The organism is Legionella cherrii (assembly GCF_900635815.1).
Lineage (GTDB): Bacteria > Pseudomonadota > Gammaproteobacteria > Legionellales > Legionellaceae > Legionella > Legionella cherrii.
This window is the reverse complement of record NZ_LR134173.1, coordinates 2,964,606-2,983,653: the sequence shown is the minus strand read 5'-3', so window position 1 is coordinate 2,983,653 and position 19,048 is coordinate 2,964,606. Positions and strand designations below refer to the sequence as shown.

Below are 19,048 nucleotides of genomic sequence, written 5' to 3'. Positions count from 1 at the left end.
TATATTCATCGTTCACTCGGTTGGATTGGCTGGGCCTAGGTGATCTTTATTCAACGACCAAAATAGGGAAAGGGAGGTTGAATTGTTAAACGGAATAACGTTTAAAGGAGGCTTGGAACTCAAGTTTTTTGAGCAAGTGGAGTTTGAATCTCTTGAAGGGGTGGATTCTTCTCAAACCACTCCCATTTTAGCCCGCAATATACTGCGCTTTTTTACTATGGGATGGACAAAGTCTTGGACTCAATTTTTAACTCCGACAGTCTTATCTTCTTTTTTTCTTCAGCGAGATATAGATTTATTAAGAGAAGTTCGTTTGGCCATGCAACAAGGGTTCCTAGAGCTTTTTAAGCAACTCCAGGAAAAAGAATTGGATGCCGAGCAAAGCGAACAAGTTCAACTTTATTTAAGTAATTGCTTGTCTATGCTTCCTTATGGCGACTTAACTCCTTATGAGTCCTTTAAAATTCCACAATGTATTGATGGTCGCTGGGAATTAGTTGAGTATCAAGTTACTCCGATTGAACTAACAGAGAAACATGGATGGAAGCAGTTTTTTACTTATGATCATGATCGCGTTTTTGCTTATGGACTTAAACCAATTTTTCATGAAAAAGCAGAATCACATTTAATTTTTATGGGCACAACCTATCCTGCAGGCCAGGGTTTCTTAACTCAAATAAAAACGGACTCAAAAGGATTTGAAACGGTTGGTTTATCCTTATATCGCAGCGGTAGAGAAGCAATTAGAACATGGCTCAATCAACAAAATAATACAATTCATGTATGTGGAGTAAGTTTGGGAGGGGCTTTAAGTTTACTGCTTGCTCTTGATGAGGGGGATTATAAAATATCACGTGTTGATGCATTGAATCCTCCAGGGCTTTTTGATCCTTTATTTAAAAGTGGGTATGACCACTGGGAAGAATTGACTCAAAAGCCAAGAGTTGTAGTGCAAAAACAGGGTGATGATCCGGTTTCTTCTTTCGGTATTTGGAAAAAAGATTGGGAAATTCTTCAAGTGGTGCCTCCAAAAGACAAGAAAGGACCCAATGCTTTTTTTGATCATTGTTTAAATTATGCGGGATTTGCGGATACCGAATTCAGATATGTTTCCGCAGAATATGATAATTCCCAGCGCAAAACACATCATCTCTGGATTAATGCATTTGTGAGATCCCTTATTTATTATAATATATTAGTACCTTATAGCTATGCATTTCGTCCTTTTGGACATTATGTACTGAATAAATTACTCCCTCAAATGGCTAGCAGTATCTTTCAAGGGGTGAGGGAGTTAGCCCAAATACATCATCCTGCTTTGCCTCGCAATCGCACAATGGATATATATGATGAACATAATACTATTGAACTGGATCTCACCTATCAACAAATAAATACTTATTATCATGTCATGCGCCGTCTTGTTAAGAATAAAAATTTCATACCCAGTAAAGACAAAGAAATTCAACATGTGAAAGGTATTACCAAAAAAGCTTTATTAACAGTTATCAGTGATCCTACAAAGTCACACCTAAATATACCTTTTACAGTAACTAAAGCCAAAGCGTCGCAGATCATGCATACGTTATCCTTAGCAGACCGATTGGGTTTGGATGATAAAGAAACCCTTAAATACGAATTAGAGAAAAACTACGAAATATATCGATTGGGTAAGCAATAATTAATTTTCTTTCGATGGTCATATGACGTTTTAAGGTATTCAGTGGCTCATCAAGATAATAAGAAGCTCGGATTAAATGATCTTAATCCGAGTGTAATTTATATCATGACACTTGATTTAAAAATTTTTAAAAGCGAAAAATTAGATGGGCAGCGACTGAATAGAGAAAAGGATAATATGAGTCGGCAGGATTCAGTTGCGACTCCCCATAACCCGCATTAAAGTTGCCAGCAATTTCACCGGTTATCTGTTCAGTAAAATTATAATTCACACCTACGGCAAAAGCAGGTCCTGGACGCCAGTCATCGACAACAATATCTTTACGATGCACACCTGCAACTCCAGCTCCGGAAAAGATTTTCATCTGGGAGTGAGGAATAGGGACCATGAGTTTGCCCATCAGGGTTACGACTTCAGTTTGGGTTGTTAAAACCTCTAAACCATCGTGTTTGAAACTGAATAAACTTATGGAGTCGAAATGAATATTCGCATCTGGAAAATGCATATAACTGGTTTTCGATTGCAAAGAAGCGAGTAAATTCATAGCCAGCTAAAACTCCCCATGCACTTCCACCTTCTTCGACATCAATAGGAGTTGATAACATCAAGGCCACATTTTGATTTTCTTCACTTGGAACTAAACCTTGCCAAGTAGTTGAACCAAAACCCGCAATTGCACCTATATAAAAAGGGTGGTGGGGCATATCATTGGTTTGTGCGAAACAAAAAGATGTTGAAAAAAATAACAATGAGAATAAAAATGATTTTGAATTTTTATTTTGCACAATAAGTTCTCTACGAAGATTGTTTTAATCATTAGAATTTCTGGTCGGGCTATAGCCCAACCTTAATCATTTTTTTGCTGACTGTAACAATTTAATATAAATTACTGACAGGGTTGTTTCGTGGAACTACAAATTCTACCACGAGAATCTATTCCACCGAGACGATAACAATTCCAATTATCAAGACAATCTTGTTTCGTAGTGTAAGGTTGAGCAGCACATGCTTTATCCAATGAACCATATACGCTGACCATACGAGCATACAACATATTCATATCTTGACACATGCCAGAAGGCAAGCCAGAACTAGTACAGTAACACGTTGCAACTTTTTTAAATGAAGAACAAAAACCGGCATCATTAGTAGGGACAGCATTACCACAAGTATTTCCATATGAAAAAGCTGAGAAACTGAGCAAAAAGATTAAACCTGCAAAAAATCCTCGAATCATTTTTAACATCCCCTATAAGGCTGAAAGTTTATCTGAATTACTCTATCAGAAAATTAATCGGGCTGCAAAAGATCGTATGAATAATGTAGTTGAGTTGAATAAGAAGTCAGCATAGTTATTGAATTATTGCTGGAGAGTATTAGTCGGTTATTTTTTGTCAAATAAATCAACATGTATTACCGAAATGGCAATCTTGGCACAGGTTTGGCAGAACGAGTTCTGCATGAGTGATGAGGGATAATTGGCTCCGTAAAGTTGTAATAAAAGCGATAAAATGAATTCTAAATCGTGAGAATCTAAAAAAATTGTTCTACATGTTCATGTTTTAGCATAAGTTCACGTGAATTGTTTTCAAATACAATAGATTCCATGATCTGAATGACCTCTTGTACAATTTTCTCACGAAATGTGGGGTTTAAGTTGGCTGAAATGACTAAATAATGGAGGTTCTGATTGTCATCGCGTATGAAACTGGCTTCAAAGATATAATTTATTGCAAGTAAATCATCATTATTGTTTTTAATCTGTTTCGTATTAAGCCCAAATAACTCCAAATTTCTATCAGAAGTTTCAACGAAATTACCTCTGATATTGAGGTTAACAAGAAATTTTGTATTTCGTTTAAATGAGATCATCCGACTGCCACATCGTTGTAATATTTTCCGATAAATAGAGGGTATCTTGAGTAGTTTTGTATAGATTGGGGTAACTAGCTGAGTAAAGAAAGTTTCTACCTTATTGGGCTTAAACGAGCTAATAGAGCAAAGCTTTACTAGGTTTGAGCAATATTGATAGTTACTGGTATCAATAATCGCGTTACGTATTTGTTGGGATAAACTGGTTAGTGTTGCCTTATCATCAAGACTGATTTTAGTCGGTTCCACTCTCAGGAAACAGCCAATCGTATTATCATAAATGGGGTTATCTCGTGTGGATTGAATGATGTTGATATAAGTAGAAGGAGTTTCACTCGTGTAGCTTCCGCAGCAGTTTCGTAAAGCCAACGCAATCACTGCGCATAATGTATTATTAATGCTGATGTGGTTACGTTCACAAAAAAGTTTGAGATGATTGATTAAGTCCTTGGATATTACTGAATAAGTTGAGTAAGGAATATTTGTAGTCTGCATGTCATGAATTACATGCTCTTCGGGAAAAGTAAATAAGCTGGCATCTTTCAAATATTCTTCCCAAAATGGAATATCTTCCTCCGAATGCATTTTCATTGCAGTTCGTTCACTAAAAATATGTTCTTTAAAACGCGTATCAATTTCAATTTGATCAAGTGTTACTTGATTATAAAGTTGATAAAATTGAGATAATTCAGTAAATAAAATATCGATACAATGATCATCAGAAATGAGGTGCGGAGTGCAAATTTGCAGTTCTGATTCATGCTCATTTATGTAAAATAATTTGCCAATGATTAACGGGTTCTTTCTAGGCCATGGATATAAATTGATGAGTTGGGTCATTGATTCCTGTAATTCACGTTCACATTGTTGCCTAGGAAGTGATGTGAAATCATTAATACTCAATTGAAACAAATATTTTTTTTGTTTTTTTTGTGCTGGTTTTAATTTTAATATCTGAAAAGTTAATGCTTCATGTTTTTTTAAAACCGCTTGAAAAGCAAATTCTAAAGCTTTTTCATTTAAACGACCACTTAGCCTCTTTCTCGCGACAATATTTAGTTTTTGTGCTTTAGGCTCAAATGTGTAGGACATCCAGAGTAAAAACTGAAAATCACTGAGAGGAATGTTGATTAGTTTATGATAGTCAGGTTGCTTATTTGTGCGTTTTTTCTTATTTTTTTTGGTATTTTTGATAATTGGGATTAGTTTGGCAATATTTGCGGCTTTATAAAAGTCATGGATGCTGATGCTTCTATTTAAATCTCCATTTATTTTCGCAATGATACGTGCTGCTGATAAAGAGTGTCCTCCTAAATCAAAAAAATCATCATGAATACCGATGAGGGGAATTCCTAATTCTTCTGACCAAATTTGTGCAAGTTTTTTCTCTAAGGCAGTACTGGGTTCAACATAGTCATGACTGGCAATTAATGAGGGTAAAGGTAAGGCTGATTTATCTAATTTACCATTAGCGGTTAGAGGGAAGGACTCAACCCTTACAAAAACTGAGGGAATCATGAATTCAGGTAAATATATTTGTAAAAATTGTCGTATTTGATTTGCATTTAGGGCGCTATCATCGTTTTTTAGGATGTAATAGGCTACTAATCGTTGTTCACCAAAAGAATCTTTTTGAGTCAGTAACACTGCTTCTTTAATATCAGGTTGGGTAAGCAGGTATTTTTGTATTTCACCCGGTTCAATACGATATCCACGTATTTTGACTTGCTCATCGATTCGCCCTAAATACTCAATTACTCCATCTGAACGTTTCTTGCATAAGTCTCCTGTTTTATATAAACGGGTTTGATTGTAGGTAATAAATTGTCGTTGCGTTAATTGGGGTTGATTTAAGTAACCACGAGCCAGACATGCGCCACCGATATGTAATTCGCCTGGTTCTCCATCTCGAACAGGCTGACCTTTAGTATCAAGAATCAAGCAATTCATATTGGGACCTGCTTTCCCAATAGGCACATTGGTATCTAAATCGGCGCAGTTTAAAATACTTATTTTATAAGTCGAAACTGCTACAGTAGTTTCTGTTGGTCCGTATTCGTTATATAAAACATGTTTAGGGTAGAGCTTAAGCCAAGATTGGCATTCAGCAGCAGACAAGTTTTCTCCACCAAGGATAATCGAGCGTAATTGGGGTAAGGTAACGAAGTTATTTTTTGCTTCTTGCACAAGTACCTTAAAATAACTTGGAGTCGATTTTATGATGTTAATGCGCGATTTTGCTAAATAATGCAGATAAGACCGTACTTCTTTCTTAATCACATCCTCGCAAAGAACAACTGTTAATCCAAGCATTAGAGGAACAATAGTCGAAGTGACTGACATATCGAAGATAGGATTGGCAGAAAAATCAATTCGTTGCTGAGGTTTACACTGAGTATAATCAGCAAACCATTTGCAATAATTCACCACAGAACGATGTTCAATGAGCACGCCTTTTGGAGCGCCTGTGGAGCCAGATGTATAAATGATATAGGCTAAATGTTCAGGAGTATTTGTGGGGGGGAGGTTATCTATTGGCTGTTGATTAATCTTATTATTATCCGCATTCAAGAGAATTACTGTTCCCTGGTAGGAGGCAAATGAATCAGTAAACCTAGATTGTGTGATTAAAATTGGTGCTTGGCTATCATGAAGTAAAAATAATAAGCGTTCTTTGGGTTGAGATGCGTCTAAAGGCAGATATGCTCCGCCTGCTTTTAAAATAGCAAGAAGCGTTATTAGAAAATCAAATGAACGGTCCAAACAGAGTGCAACGGGAGTGTCTGGCTTTAAACCTGAGCTTTGTAAATAATGAGCGAGTTGATTGGCTCTTTGATTAAGTTCGCCATAAGTCAGTTTTTCATTCCCTTTTAGCGCAGCGATATAATTAGGGAAGTGGCGCGCATATTCTTCAAATAAGGCATGTATTATTTTTTTATTAGCCATTTTTTATCCTAAATTCGGCAGTTAAAGAATAGCGTACAATCTAAATCTTTTGCTGAATTTAAAGGTTTTTTAGTTATTTTTTATTCATTACGAAATGTTTCTGCTCTTGGAGCAATAAAAAACACCTTTATTTCCCATAAAAAATAACTAAAAAACCTTTAAATTCAGTATAGTAAACACTTTTGCTATATTCAACTTAGAAAAAAATAATAGGGATCAGCTGCTTTTTATCGGTTAATTTTGCGAATTCAGGATTAAAGTTTAGGTAAGAGTCGATCTAACCATTTGGGAAGGTACCAGACCCAATTTTTAAAGAGAGCCATTGTGGCAGGTACTAAAAAGCTTCTTATTAAGAAAGCATCCACGAAAATGGCAACAGCAATGCCAAGTCCAAATGCTTTGACCATTAATACATCTGCAATCAAGAAGGAGCAGCAAATTACTATAACAATAAGAGCCGCACTCGTAATAATACGACTGCTTTTTTCGATGCCAAAAATAATGCTTTTATGGTTGTCTTTAGTTAACTGATGCGCCTCTTTAATACGCGTCAGCAAAAATACCTCATAGTCCATTGAAAAGCCAAATAAAGCACAAAAGATAATGACTAATAAACTAATATCGAGCATTTCTTGGGGTTGGAAGTTAAGTATTTTAGATAGGTATCCTTGCTGAAATACAAAAACCAATGCACCGTATGAAGCACTAAGGCTTAACAAGGTCATTAAAATTGCTTTCAAAGGTAGGAACAAGGATCTTAAGAGCAAGAGCAAGATGAGATAAGAAAATACAATGATCCATAGAATGGCATAAGGAAGAACACGATAAATACTATGCAGCACATCAATATTACTCACAGTGATTCCAGTCAGTTGCACTTTTAATCCCGAACCTAACTTGATGTGATGTAATTCATTAACCAGTTTTTTGGTTTCTTCTGAATTGACGGGATACTTGCTAATCACACTAATAATCGCCATATGTTTCGTTGTTGTTGTATCCAATAATTGCTTCACACGTGAATCGAGCAATTTTTTATTCAAATGATAAAGAGTATAATATTGACCTTTTTTCAGATCTGAATTACTGCTAATAATGCCATTGACCTCTTTGACCAAGGGATTTTGTTTTAACTTATGAACCAAATCATATATTTTGGATAAGTTATGACGTGATAAAATTGATGACGAGGGGGATTCTATGACCAGGATCACAGGATTTAGCTGTTCAATTTTAAATTTCTTTGCATACGTATCATAAAAAGCTCGGTGTTCTGATTGCTCAGGGAAAATGCGATAATCTGATATGCCAAATTTTGCCATTAAAAAGGGATATCCAAGCACCAGTAAAAAAATAAGAATGGGAAAGAAAAACAAGTAGGGGTGGCGCACAACCCGCTCTGCGAGCCAACGCCAGTAACTGGAATGATTTTTGCTCCTGAACAAACGTACTGATAAAAAATTAATTTTTGATTTCAATACTGCAAGGATTGCTGGTAAAAATATGGTTGAGATTAATACCGCAAAAAAAACAGCGGCTAAGCCACCAACTGCAACTGAAAATAAGATGTTGACTGGAAATAGAAATAAAGCGCTGAGACTTACGAAAACGGCCAGGCCACTAAAGAAAATTGCTTTACCTGCTGTTTCCTGGGTTGTTGCAATTGCTTCTTCGATATTTAATCCGTTTTTTAATTCATCCCTAAATCGACTAATGAAAAATAATGAATAATCCAAACAAAGACACAAACCGAGCAATAAAGCGATGTTGATAGTGAAAATAGAAAGGGTGAACAAATGGCCAAATAAATAGAGTGTAGTTAAAATGATGATGGCGCATCCACCGCCCAAAATAATTGGAAGTGTGGCAGCAACAACTGATCCAAATACAAGAATTAAAGTGATAATTGCTACTGGTGTGGCGACAAAATCCGCTTTATAAAGGTCAATTTGTGTCTGTTTATTCACGTTTTGAACGAAATGCGGTTCCCCCCCCAGCAGCACGGTCATATGAGAAGGTTTTTTTATTGATTGTTTAAACTGTTTTAATAATTCATCACTAAAGGGTTTATTCGTTTTGAAGATCACTACAACATAAGCTGTATGTTTATCCTTGGAAATCTGGTTTTTATCATCAGGGTAAATGATCTCATTTTTAATTGGAAAATCTTTTAAATCAGACAATGATTTTTTGATTTTTTCTTTAAATAGAGGCTGAGTCGCTAAAAGTTTTGAACTATGATACATGATAAGAAACTTATTTTTATCGTTGTAGCCCAATTTTTTATTCATGTACTGTTCTGCTTTCGCACTTGCAGAACTCTCATCAATAAATCCAGTTGTTTTAAATGGGGTAATAATGTGGGGCAAAAAAGGGATACAGAGTATGATTGCAAGTAACCATAATCCTATAATTGGCCAACGCAGCTTATTTATAAATCTTCCTAATCTGTATGATAGCGCTTTTTTTTGCATTTTTATCGTCGGAACTCCAAATTCCGTAAACTTATAAATATAATGACTCTTTAAATATATTAGTATAAATTAGGCAATATGTGTAAATTAATGAGTGAAAGGCCGTTTGTGCATCAATATCAAGATCTAATAACTCTTTTCTATAATTGTTTCGGCAAAGAATTTAATACTCGACTTATAAAAGGCGATAACGAACCCATTTACTTACCCGCTGATGAACAACGCCCTTATAATGCGCTCTATTTTGCTCATGGCTTTTTTAGTAGTGCGCTTCATGAATGTTCCCACTGGCTTATTGCCGGAGAAGAGCGTAGAAAACAAGTAGATTTTGGATATTGGTATATGCCAGACGGGCGGACTGCAGAACAGCAAGCTTTATTTCAGCGTGTTGAAGTAAAGCCGCAAGCATTGGAATGGATACTTTCTAAGGCTGCAGGACATAAATTTTATATCAGTATCGATAATCTAAACGGTACAGAATCTGATACTGTTGCTTTTAAACAGGCGGTTTACGAACAAGTAAATCATTATTGTACGCATGGATTATCACAACGTGCGCACAAATTTCGAGAGGCTTTATGTTCCTTTTATGGCCAGCCAACGGTTTTAAAGATAGAAGATTTTTCTGTAGAAGAATTATGAGCCATCAATTATGAAAATCTTCTCTCCCACTTGTGGGGGAGACGCAGGGGTGAGGGTTCATTATGAAAATCAATACCCTCATCTGCCCTGCGGGAAGCCTACCCTCCCTATAAGGGGAGAGGATATTCCATACTTAAGTACAGTGACTTTTGTGTTTTCCCACAGGTTACATCAGGAAATCAATGATGTAACACGACACCGAGAGTCCAATCCAGGTTTTGTGCAGAGGGGACATAATTCACTTTCTGGTTTGCTGTTAACCCATATCCTTCTACCATTAAAGCATAATAAAAAGCGGGTAACAGGCAATAGGATTCAATGTATTCATTATTGGGGAATTGACTGCTAAGACTTTCCCATTGTTGATGACAAATTAGATTATTTGCTTGTTGAAGTAAATCTTGAATCGATAATTGATTGTCATGGAACTGAAATGGTTTACTTTCTACAAGATTGGGAAAACCGCCAATGGCATACCACGAGTTAATATGGCTGGCAGAAAGAATAGGTTGGACTTCATTTTTAACTTTATGCATTTTAATTAATGGTGATACCTCTGTTCACAAGTCATCGCATCACCTTGTCCAGAGTTTCCATCTGGAAGAGGATAGCCCTCAGAGAAGCACGAAGTAGTATCCAAAAGTTGATGAGTCATTTCGTTTTGGCCAAGCCCCAGAAAACTGTGAACGGATAAATTGATATGTTGACCATATAAATCCAATTCAACTTGAGGGCCTTTGTGATCCCCATTTTTTTGAATTGGGAAAACGATTTGCACTGAAGCGCCCCCAATATCCATAACTCCTACAGATTGGCCTGATGACGTGAGGGCTCCTATATGATAATTGACTGCAAGCCAGTCATATAATGCCTCATCAAGTCCGGTAATTGTTTTTGCTTCCATCAATTGCCATTCAGATTTCTGACCAAACCACTTTTGTACTTCTTGATAATAAATTTTTTGTTTGGTTTGTGGTACAAGACGCATTCCCGCTGTTGCATAAAAATAAACAGGTATGTGTTGTGAAGGGGCTCCTGAGAACAGGGTTGTTAAGTACGCATCTATGGTATTTTGATTTGCTTCAATCATCGCAAATCCGGGTTTGACCTTCTTGGACCATATTTCATTAATATGAGTGGGAGTGTTCGTTTCATCAAGATCATATGCAAACACATGAAGTCTTGACCCCGTACTACCAGCATCAACAACGGCAACACACTGATGCTCAGTGCACGATGGAGAATCAGCATACACATCGGTAATTACCACAAAGAAACAAGAGATAAAGAGCAAAAAACGAAGCATGGTTAAAATCTCAATAAAAAAGTATGCAAATGATACAGTATGTATTTTTTGTTTTCAATATGATATTATGTCGAAAAAATGATACACTATTTTTTACATTTTTATGTAGGTTGAATTTTTACCTCCATACTTCAGGCTGGGTTAAAAACCCAAGCTTCTTTTTTATTTAAGTCAGTTTTCAGGCAGTATTATCATTATGATAAATCAAGAATATCGCGGTTCTCTCTATGCTATTTTATCTGGATTTCTTTATGGTTTTATTGGGTATTTTGGTTTAAGCGCGATTAATGGCAATTTGTCCGCAAGCACGATGTTGTTTTGGCGCTTTCTTATTTCAAGTATGATTATTTTAGTGTTCATGCTTCCCCAAATTAAAAAAACCAATGATTCTTATAAAAACATGTTTATAGCTTTTTTCACAGGTGTTTTTTTCTATGGTATTTCAACCTGGCTTTACTTTTTAGCCTCTTATTACATAGGTTCTGGATTGGCAATGGTTATCTTTTTTACCTATCCAGTATTGATTATGTTGCTCAATTATTTCCTTTATAATCAATCGATTCCCAAAGTTTATTATTTGGCTATTGCTGTTATTTTAATTGGTATGGCACTTATGGTCGATTTAAATGCGTTGTCTTTTAACCTATGGGGAATTTTACTCGGTGTTGCTTCCGCTTTTTTTTATGCATGCTACGTGATAGGAAGTGAAAAAAATGAACTTTCTCCCAATATGTCTACTTTTATGGTTTGTTTGGGGTGTATGACAACGAGTTTGGTTGTTTCGCTTTTTAGCCATTCGTTTGCAATCCCGTCTACTATGGATGTTTGGTATCATTTAATTGGAATTTCTGTTATTGCAACTGTAATTCCCATAGTATTGTTGTTATACAGCTTAAAATACATCAGCTCAGAAAAAGCCTCTATTTTATCCGTTTTGGAGCCGGTGTTTGTGGTAATTTTTGGAGTGTTACTTCTAGGGGAAGAGTTAAATCTGTGGGGGACTGTAGGTGTTGCATTGGTATTAACTGGCGCATTAATTACTTTGTTCAGCCATAAAATTAACTTTGGCCAAATAAAAATTCGCTTCATTCGTAGTGAAAATGCTGGATAGAGAGTCCCATATTGTTTTCAGGATGTCAGCAGGTGAAACGAAGCATCATGTAAGGATCGCAATTTTTGCCTACGTCCCGCACATAAGCCTTAGGGCGTAGGCATGTCGTGGTTATTGAGTATTTTTAATACCAACTTCCATTGCAACCACCGCAGCCCCCACAATCACTCGCACAAGTTCCGCAGCATGAATTACCATTAGAACAATTGCCTAGCAAGGCAGTTGAGCACACCAGGATTACAGCCAGTATTATTCTTTTCATTACCTTATCCTTATTATGGTATGTATATTAACTATACTCTACGTTTTTGAATTTAACCAATTTATATTCAAAGTATTAACTTTTTATCTTAAATAAACTATCCAATAAAATCCTGGAACTGGCTCTAGTTTTCAGCAATGTACAGCCATTGTAATTTCCATAAATTATAAATAAATATTTGATTTTGTGTAGTATTCAAATAAGTGACGAGAGATTGATGAGATAAGTAGCGATTATTGGCAATATAGCTTATCAAATCTTGAGAAACTCCGGCGGTGTCCCATTCACAGCCATTAATATAAAGTTGATATTCAGATGGTTCGTCTAGAGTCTGATAAGCAAAACGACATGATGCGTCTCGGGCGAGATTTGCTCCTGCTTTTATTTCTTTAATAAAACTTGATAAATCAATGGCTTCATGATCTTCTAAAGGTAAAGGTAGTTGAAGTTCTGCCTGTTGATCCAGGCGTGTTGCGAAACATCCAAACCATGATTTGATTGTTTTATCGTCGCTAATTAATTGCTGTAGTAGTTTTTGCGCACTTTGCCATGCTGGACGAATAATCTCAGAGGTATTGTGTGACTGTGACCAGTCAGGATCTTCATATAATGTTTTGAATGTTTCTTTTTCAGCTAAATATTCACTGAGACTATCTAACAATTCTTGTCCTTCATAACTCCGATAACCAAAAGAATAAGTCATGCATTCTTCTGAAAGTGAAATACCATAATGGCCTACATGTGGTGGAAGATATAACATATCTCCTTCTTCGAGAATGAAACGTTCTTCTACCTCAAATTGGTTCATGATACGAAGTTCGAGATCTTGAATGTAATTTTCATTATTACAGCCCCTTGTCGTAAGTGACCATTCACGCCGTCCTTGGGCTTGGTATAAAAAAACATCATAATTATCGTAATGAGGACCGACACTGCCATGGAGCACTGCATAACTAATCATGATGTCATCTATTCTCCATTGTGGAATGAAATCAAAATGATCCAGTAGGGCATAAACTTCTGGAATTAACCTATCAACCCCTTGAACGAGCAAAGTCCAATGAGTTGGGGGCAGGCTAGTAAAATCATTTTCGGAAAATGGTCCTCGTTTTAAATGCCAATAAGGTTTTTCATTAGGTGTTTCAAAGACTAGACGACTTTCAATATCCTCTTCAAGAGCAAGTCCAGCCAGCTCATCAGGAGATAATGGGGCGACAAAATCTGGCAAAGCATTGCGAATGACTAAAGGTTTTTTTTGCCAATACTCCCTAAGAAAGGTGTCTAAAGAAATATGCTGAAGGTTGATCATGTGTGGTTAATACTCCGTGATTATCATTTTTTAATCTGGGGACGCCGAAAGAAAGCTCCGTCATCACGCTACGCTCGGGATGACGGGGCTTTTAACTTGATTGAAGAATACGTTCCAATTCTCCTTTTGCTTGACGCGAAAAATTGATTAAGTCACTTTCTTTTTCAAAAAAATCAAAGGATTGGATTAGTGTTGTTTCATCATGTTTTCTAAATGCAGATGCTTTTTTTTGAATGTCCTCATGGGAGTAACCTAGAAACTTCATTACTTCTTTAGTCATAGATAAAGAGGAATCAAATAATTCGCGAATGAAATAATTTACATCCAGCCGATGCAGTTCATAGGCATGGCGACGATTACGTGCTCGAGCAAAAATTTTTAAGTGGGGGAAGTGTTGTTTGGCGAGCTTCACAATTTTTAGATTCGCATCGACATTTCCTACCGCGACTATGAGCAGTTTGGCATGTTCAGCCCCAGCACTTTTTAACATATCCAATCGACTGGCATCACCAAAATAGCCATTGTAACCAAATTTCCTGAGAAGCTCGATTTGTTCTGGATTTTTTTCCAATACGGTAATTTTGATGTTTTCCCCGTTGAGTAAGCGTCCAATAATTTGACCAAAACGCCCATAACCGGCAAGAATAATTCCATTTTGTTCATTGAAGGAGTCATACTCTCGCTCGGGTATAAGACTCATAAATTTAGGTATAACAAACCGATGATAGAGCAGCATTAAAAAGGGAGTGGCGAGCATGGATAATGCAACAACAAGGGTAAAAAAGGCTTCAATTTCCTGACTGATTACTTTGGTAGACCCCGCAAATTCAAAAAGTACGAAGGCAAATTCGCTTCCTTGGGATAAGGCAAAAGCAAAACCCATGCTTTGAAGTTTTGTTAAATCAAAGAGATTCCCCAAAAAATATAAAATAATCGCTTTGATGATAATTAAAGTTAACACAGCCACCACAATCATCATCGCTTTTTGAGAAAAAAGGGAGAAATTCATCCCCATTCCCACTGAGATGAAAAACAATCCAAGTAGAAGTCCTTTGAAGGGCTGAATGTCTGCATCCACTGCATGTTTGTATTGGGAGTTTGCTAATACAACCCCGGCAATAAATGCACCTAAAGCAGGGGATACACCTATAGATTCCATTAATAAGGTGACGCCAACGACCAAAGCAAGAGAAAACGCGGTGAATACCTCACGCAAATTGGTTTTGGCGATTATTAAGAACAAGTGTCTGGATAAATAGTGACCCACTAAAATGACTGCCCCTATGATTGCAGCAACCAGAATTGCGTGTAACCCTCTGGGAAGATGCATCATGAAGGAAACTTCATGAGGATTTATTTGAATGTTCTCATGCTGTGCGAGTAATGGAATGATGATTAATATAGGGATTACTGCGATATCTTGAAATAACAGTACTGCAAAAGAAGTTTCACCCTCTGCTGTTTTCAAAAGGTTTTTTTCTTGAAGCATTTGTAATACTAGAGCTGTTGATGAAAGCGACAAAGCCATACTTACTGCTACAGTTGCCTTCCAGTTAAAACCAAGCATTAATCCAATGGCAATTAAAACACACGTCGTTAAAACTACTTGTAAATTACCTAAACCTATAATGAGTTTGCGAAGTTTCCATAACATGGCAGGTTCTAATTCTAACCCGATGAGAAATAACATCATGATCACCCCAAACTCACCAAAATTCATGATTTGTTGTGAATTTCCAATCAATTTCAATCCAAAAGGGCCAATAAGAATTCCCACTATCAGATAACCCAGGACTGACCCCAGCTTAAAACGGCTGGCAATAGGAACCATAATGCTAGCGGCAGCAAGAAAGATAAAAATATTAAGCATTAAGTGACCATTCATAGTTTAACTCGATTTTCCATGACAATTTTTAAATTTTTTACCACTACCACAAGGGCAGGAGGCGTTACGGGGGACTTGGGGGGTCCGAATCTTTTTTAAACCGTGCTTATGTATTCCGTTGACATAGAACCAGCGGCCGTTTTCTTTATGGAACTCACTTGACTCGTGAATGATTTTCACTTGGTCGTGTTCTGAAAACCGCGCTGCAAATTCGACAAATCCTTTATCTGGACCTGACATGCTTGTTGTGATGACTTCTAAATTTATCCAGGTCACGTTTTTGGCCCATTGCTCGGCTTCCAATTCGTTAAAACCAATTAAGGCTTTGCCCTTCATGGTATTTTTAATGTACTCAATTTTACCCATAGTGTATGCAGTATAACGTGATCGCATCAATTGTTCCGGGGTTTCAGGCAATTGTTTTTTATCTAAATATAAACCGCAGCACAGCTCATATGTATTTTGTGATCCACAAGGGCAAAGTGACATGGTATGATCCAGAAAAGTAAAAATTGGATTTTGGGATTATATTCGATGTCGCATTAAATTTTTACTAAAAAATTCAATATAGTCCAGTTCGACAGATTATTTAGGATAAAAGAATGAATTCTTATTTATTCACACAAAATATAGAGCAAATTGATCAGCAAAACAGTATGAATCAATTGGAGGAGGGTAAAGTTTTATTTTTCCCGGAGTATTATTTCTCTCCTGTAGACCCTGCCTTACTATCAGAACATATTCTGGATGGTAGTCGTAAAAATGTCAGTTATGACATTCGTAGTAAAAAGTTGAATGCGTATAGCAAGGAAATGGGTAGTTTGGATACTAAGCTTCGGGAGATGATGCATGGTTATGCAGAATTTGCACATCAATTAATTCAAACGACGCTTCCTGCTTATGTGCCTCATTTGCAATGGGGAAGGACCAGTTTTAGACCGGCACAAATTCATGGGCGTATTTCCTCAAAACGAAAAGATGATACGCGTTTGCATGTTGATTCATTTTCAGCAAGTCCTGTCCATGGGTTGAGAATTTTGCGTGTGTTTTGCAATGTCAATCCCCATAATGTACCTAGAGTATGGAATGTGGGTGAGCCATTTGCTGATGTTCTTCATCGTTTTGCCCCAAGGATCGCTCCTTACAATAAAATGAAAGCAAAAATGTTGAAGCTGGTAAAAGCAACCAAAACTTTGCGTTCACCTTATGATCATTACATGTTGCATTTACATGATACGATGAAGTTGGATGATACTTATCAGGCAAATGTTGAAAAGGTGCAAATCGATTTTCCTGCTAAAAGTACCTGGATTGTTTTTACTGATCATGTATCGCATGCGGCATTAAGTGGCCAGCACTTGTTAGAACAAACTTTTTATCTCCCAGTCGATAAAATGGCAATGCCAGAACATTCGCCCTTAAATCATTTGAAGAAAATCAGACCGGAGGTGGGTTCTTATTTTTCATGAAGAATGGATGAATTGCTTGTGTATAATTGGTTGATTTGGACAAGAAAATTTTAAAGAAAGTGCAATTGACATAATTTCCATTATTTAAATTTTTTATTATGTTTTTTGTGTAATTAAATATCCGTGAGGCAATTGGTGATATTCTATTCTTAATACGCTATATGCCTCGTGGCGAATTAAATAAAGCGAAATAAGGTCTAACCTTCCCCCTAAAGTGGGGAAGGGAGAGTGGCGAACTTAAATTCAGATGCCTCTGAGAGTCACTCACGCAATCTAGGAATTTTACTTGGAAGATTAGAGACGACCTTTTAAAAACTTTTCAATTCCGCGTGATGTCAAGGGCTTACTGAAAAAAAATCCTTGCACTTCATCACAACGCTGTTTCTTTAAAAAATCAAGTTGTTTTTTGCTTTCTACTCCTTCAGCAATCACTTTGAAATTAAAGCTACGCGCCATAGAAATGATGGCTTCGATAATTACTTCATCACTACGTGAAGAGGCTATATTTTGGATAAAAGATTTGTCGATTTTTAGGAAATCAATGTGAAGTTGCTTGAGATAATTGATACTGGAATTTCCTGTTCCAAAATCATCTAAAGCAATTTGGATACCTATTTGCTTCAGTTGATTAAGTGTCTGCACAATATCCCTATGCGTTATGATCACATTTTCAGAAATTTCAAATTCCAAATAGTGAGGGTCAAGCAGATGTTCTTTTAAAATTTTTTCTACTACATAAATAAAATTAGGCTGTTGTAATTGACGAGTTGTAATATTTACAGCAACTTGAATGTAAGGTAATCCTTTTTTATGCCAGGACTTTATTTGTTGACAAACCTCACTGATAATCCATTCACCTATAGGTATAATTAAACCAGTTTCCTCTGCTAAGGGAATGAAATCTAAAGGTAATAACAATCCTTTTTCTGGATGATTCCAACGAATTAAAGATTCAACGGCTAATAGGTTTTCTTTACTATGAAGACTGAATTGTGGTTGGTATAATAAAAAAAACTCTTTATTTTTAATGGCATTGCGTAAATCTAATTCGAGTTTAAAACATTTATCAGAATACTCATGCAATTGAGAGGAGTAAAATGAATACTGATTTCCTCCGCGTTCTTTGGCTTGATACATTGCTAAATCAGAATTTTTTAACAAGTCACCAGGCGTATCTCCATCTTTAGGGTAGATACTTATACCTATAGCAGTAGTTATGACTAAATCCCGATTGGCTATTTTGAATGGCTCCCGCATTGAGTCTAAAATTTTATTGGCAATAACTCCAATATCCTCATTTTTAGCTATATGACAGGTCATGACGAATTCATCACCCCCAATTCGAGCCATAGTATCTTCTTTGCGAATTAAAGAAGACCAGCGTTGTGCAACTAAGCGTAATAATTGATCCCCCACTTCATGGGACAAGCTGTCATTAACTAATTTAAATCGATCCAAATCAAAATACAGAAGTGCAAATTGTTGTTTATGTTTTTTTGCATATTCAATACCGGTTTGTATTTTATCGATTAACAAGGCTCGGTTAGGTAATTGGGTTAATGGATCATGCAAGGCTTGATATTTAAGTTGTTTTTCAAGATTTGCCTGTTCCGTGATGTCGCGAAAGCTCCAAACCCGTCCGATGGTATTTTCATTCAAACGGTGAGGAAGCGTATAGCATTCCAATATTTTACCATTCTTAAAAGTGACAATCTCTCTAGTGATTTCATCAATATTTTTCCTGAGACGATTAATATCAGCTAAATATTCCCTAGGTTTAATGAGCTGGTTGAGCATATAATACAAAATAATATTTCCATTATCTGTCTCTAGCATGGATTGTGGGATATTCCACATCGAGACAAATTTCGAATTACAATCAATAATTTTGTTATTCAAATCGACAACTAAAATTCCATCAGCAGATGACTCAAAGGTAGATCTTAAGAGTGACAATGATTGTTGTAAGGATTCTGTGCGTTCCTCAACAGTTTTTTGCAATATTTTCTCATGATGTTTGGAATCATTGGCCAAAATCCATTTTCTCGTTAACGCACAGGCAAGTTGTCTTACAGCTACCACATCGAAAGG

The 19,048-nt window shown here is 36.4% G+C and carries 13 protein-coding genes and 1 pseudogene; 4 read left to right on the top strand and 10 right to left on the bottom strand.

Annotated features, from left to right (window positions below; translation table 11 throughout):
* The first annotated feature begins 82 nt into the window (after positions 1–82).
* Entirely contained in the window at positions 83–1,681 is a 1,599-nt protein-coding gene (locus EL022_RS12685; RefSeq protein ID WP_028380224.1) for a hypothetical protein, read from the top strand.
* 127 nt (positions 1,682–1,808) lie between these two features.
* Here EL022_RS12685 and EL022_RS16455 read toward each other — a convergent pair whose 3' ends face one another.
* From EL022_RS16455 to EL022_RS12665, 5 genes are all read right to left on the bottom strand, one after another.
* Positions 1,809–2,012 (bottom strand): hypothetical protein, encoded by a 204-nt coding sequence (locus EL022_RS16455; protein WP_241972181.1) that lies wholly within the window; start codon positions 2,010–2,012, stop codon positions 1,809–1,811.
* Positions 2,013–2,094: 82 nt separating this feature from the next.
* Positions 2,095–2,466 (bottom strand): hypothetical protein, encoded by a 372-nt coding sequence (locus EL022_RS16450; RefSeq protein ID WP_241972180.1) that lies wholly within the window; start codon positions 2,464–2,466, stop codon positions 2,095–2,097.
* Between the two features lie 101 nt (positions 2,467–2,567).
* A complete protein-coding gene (locus EL022_RS12675; RefSeq protein WP_028380226.1) occupies positions 2,568–2,918 on the bottom strand; it encodes a hypothetical protein in 351 nt (116 codons plus the stop codon).
* Positions 2,919–3,214: 296 nt separating this feature from the next.
* Complete coding sequence (locus EL022_RS12670; protein WP_028380227.1) at positions 3,215–6,499, bottom strand: amino acid adenylation domain-containing protein; 3,285 nt, start codon at positions 6,497–6,499, stop codon at positions 3,215–3,217.
* Between the two features lie 254 nt (positions 6,500–6,753).
* A complete protein-coding gene (locus tag EL022_RS12665) occupies positions 6,754–8,973 on the bottom strand; it encodes an MMPL family transporter (protein WP_028380228.1) in 2,220 nt (739 codons plus the stop codon).
* A 108-nt stretch (positions 8,974–9,081) separates the two neighbouring features.
* Here EL022_RS12665 and EL022_RS12660 point away from each other — a divergent pair, with 108 nt between their 5' ends.
* Positions 9,082–9,615 carry an elongation factor P hydroxylase gene (locus tag EL022_RS12660; protein WP_028380229.1) on the top strand — a complete coding sequence of 178 codons (534 nt, stop codon included), beginning with the start codon at positions 9,082–9,084 and terminating at the stop codon, positions 9,613–9,615.
* A gap of 179 nt (positions 9,616–9,794) precedes the next feature.
* Here EL022_RS12660 and EL022_RS12655 read toward each other — a convergent pair.
* Positions 9,795–10,921, bottom strand: a pseudogene (locus EL022_RS12655) (multidrug DMT transporter permease).
* Positions 10,922–11,117: 196 nt separating this feature from the next.
* Between EL022_RS12655 and EL022_RS12650 the strand changes: the two are divergent.
* Positions 11,118–12,032, top strand: a complete 915-nt coding sequence (locus EL022_RS12650; RefSeq protein WP_197718064.1) for a DMT family transporter — start codon at positions 11,118–11,120, stop codon at positions 12,030–12,032.
* A 386-nt stretch (positions 12,033–12,418) separates the two neighbouring features.
* Here the strand turns inward: EL022_RS12650 and EL022_RS12645 are convergent, their stop codons facing one another.
* From EL022_RS12645 to EL022_RS12635, 3 genes are all read right to left on the bottom strand, one after another.
* Positions 12,419–13,603, bottom strand: a complete 1,185-nt coding sequence (locus tag EL022_RS12645) for a cupin domain-containing protein (RefSeq protein ID WP_028380232.1) — start codon at positions 13,601–13,603, stop codon at positions 12,419–12,421.
* 91 nt (positions 13,604–13,694) lie between these two features.
* The gene (locus EL022_RS12640; RefSeq protein WP_028380233.1) at positions 13,695–15,488 is read right to left on the bottom strand and encodes a monovalent cation:proton antiporter-2 (CPA2) family protein; all 1,794 of its coding nucleotides are present in this window, start codon (positions 15,486–15,488) and stop codon (positions 13,695–13,697) included.
* Between the two features lie 3 nt (positions 15,489–15,491).
* Complete coding sequence (locus EL022_RS12635) at positions 15,492–15,977, bottom strand: YchJ family protein (protein WP_028380234.1); 486 nt, start codon at positions 15,975–15,977, stop codon at positions 15,492–15,494.
* Between the two features lie 113 nt (positions 15,978–16,090).
* Between EL022_RS12635 and EL022_RS12630 the strand changes: the two genes are divergently transcribed.
* Positions 16,091–16,957, top strand: coding sequence for a Kdo hydroxylase KdoO (locus EL022_RS12630; protein WP_028380235.1), 867 nt, complete (start codon positions 16,091–16,093; stop codon positions 16,955–16,957).
* A 294-nt stretch (positions 16,958–17,251) separates the two neighbouring features.
* Here EL022_RS12630 and EL022_RS12625 read toward each other — a convergent pair whose 3' ends face one another.
* A complete protein-coding gene (locus tag EL022_RS12625) occupies positions 17,252–19,039 on the bottom strand; it encodes a putative bifunctional diguanylate cyclase/phosphodiesterase (protein ID WP_241972179.1) in 1,788 nt (595 codons plus the stop codon).
* Positions 19,040–19,048 lie beyond the last annotated feature (9 nt).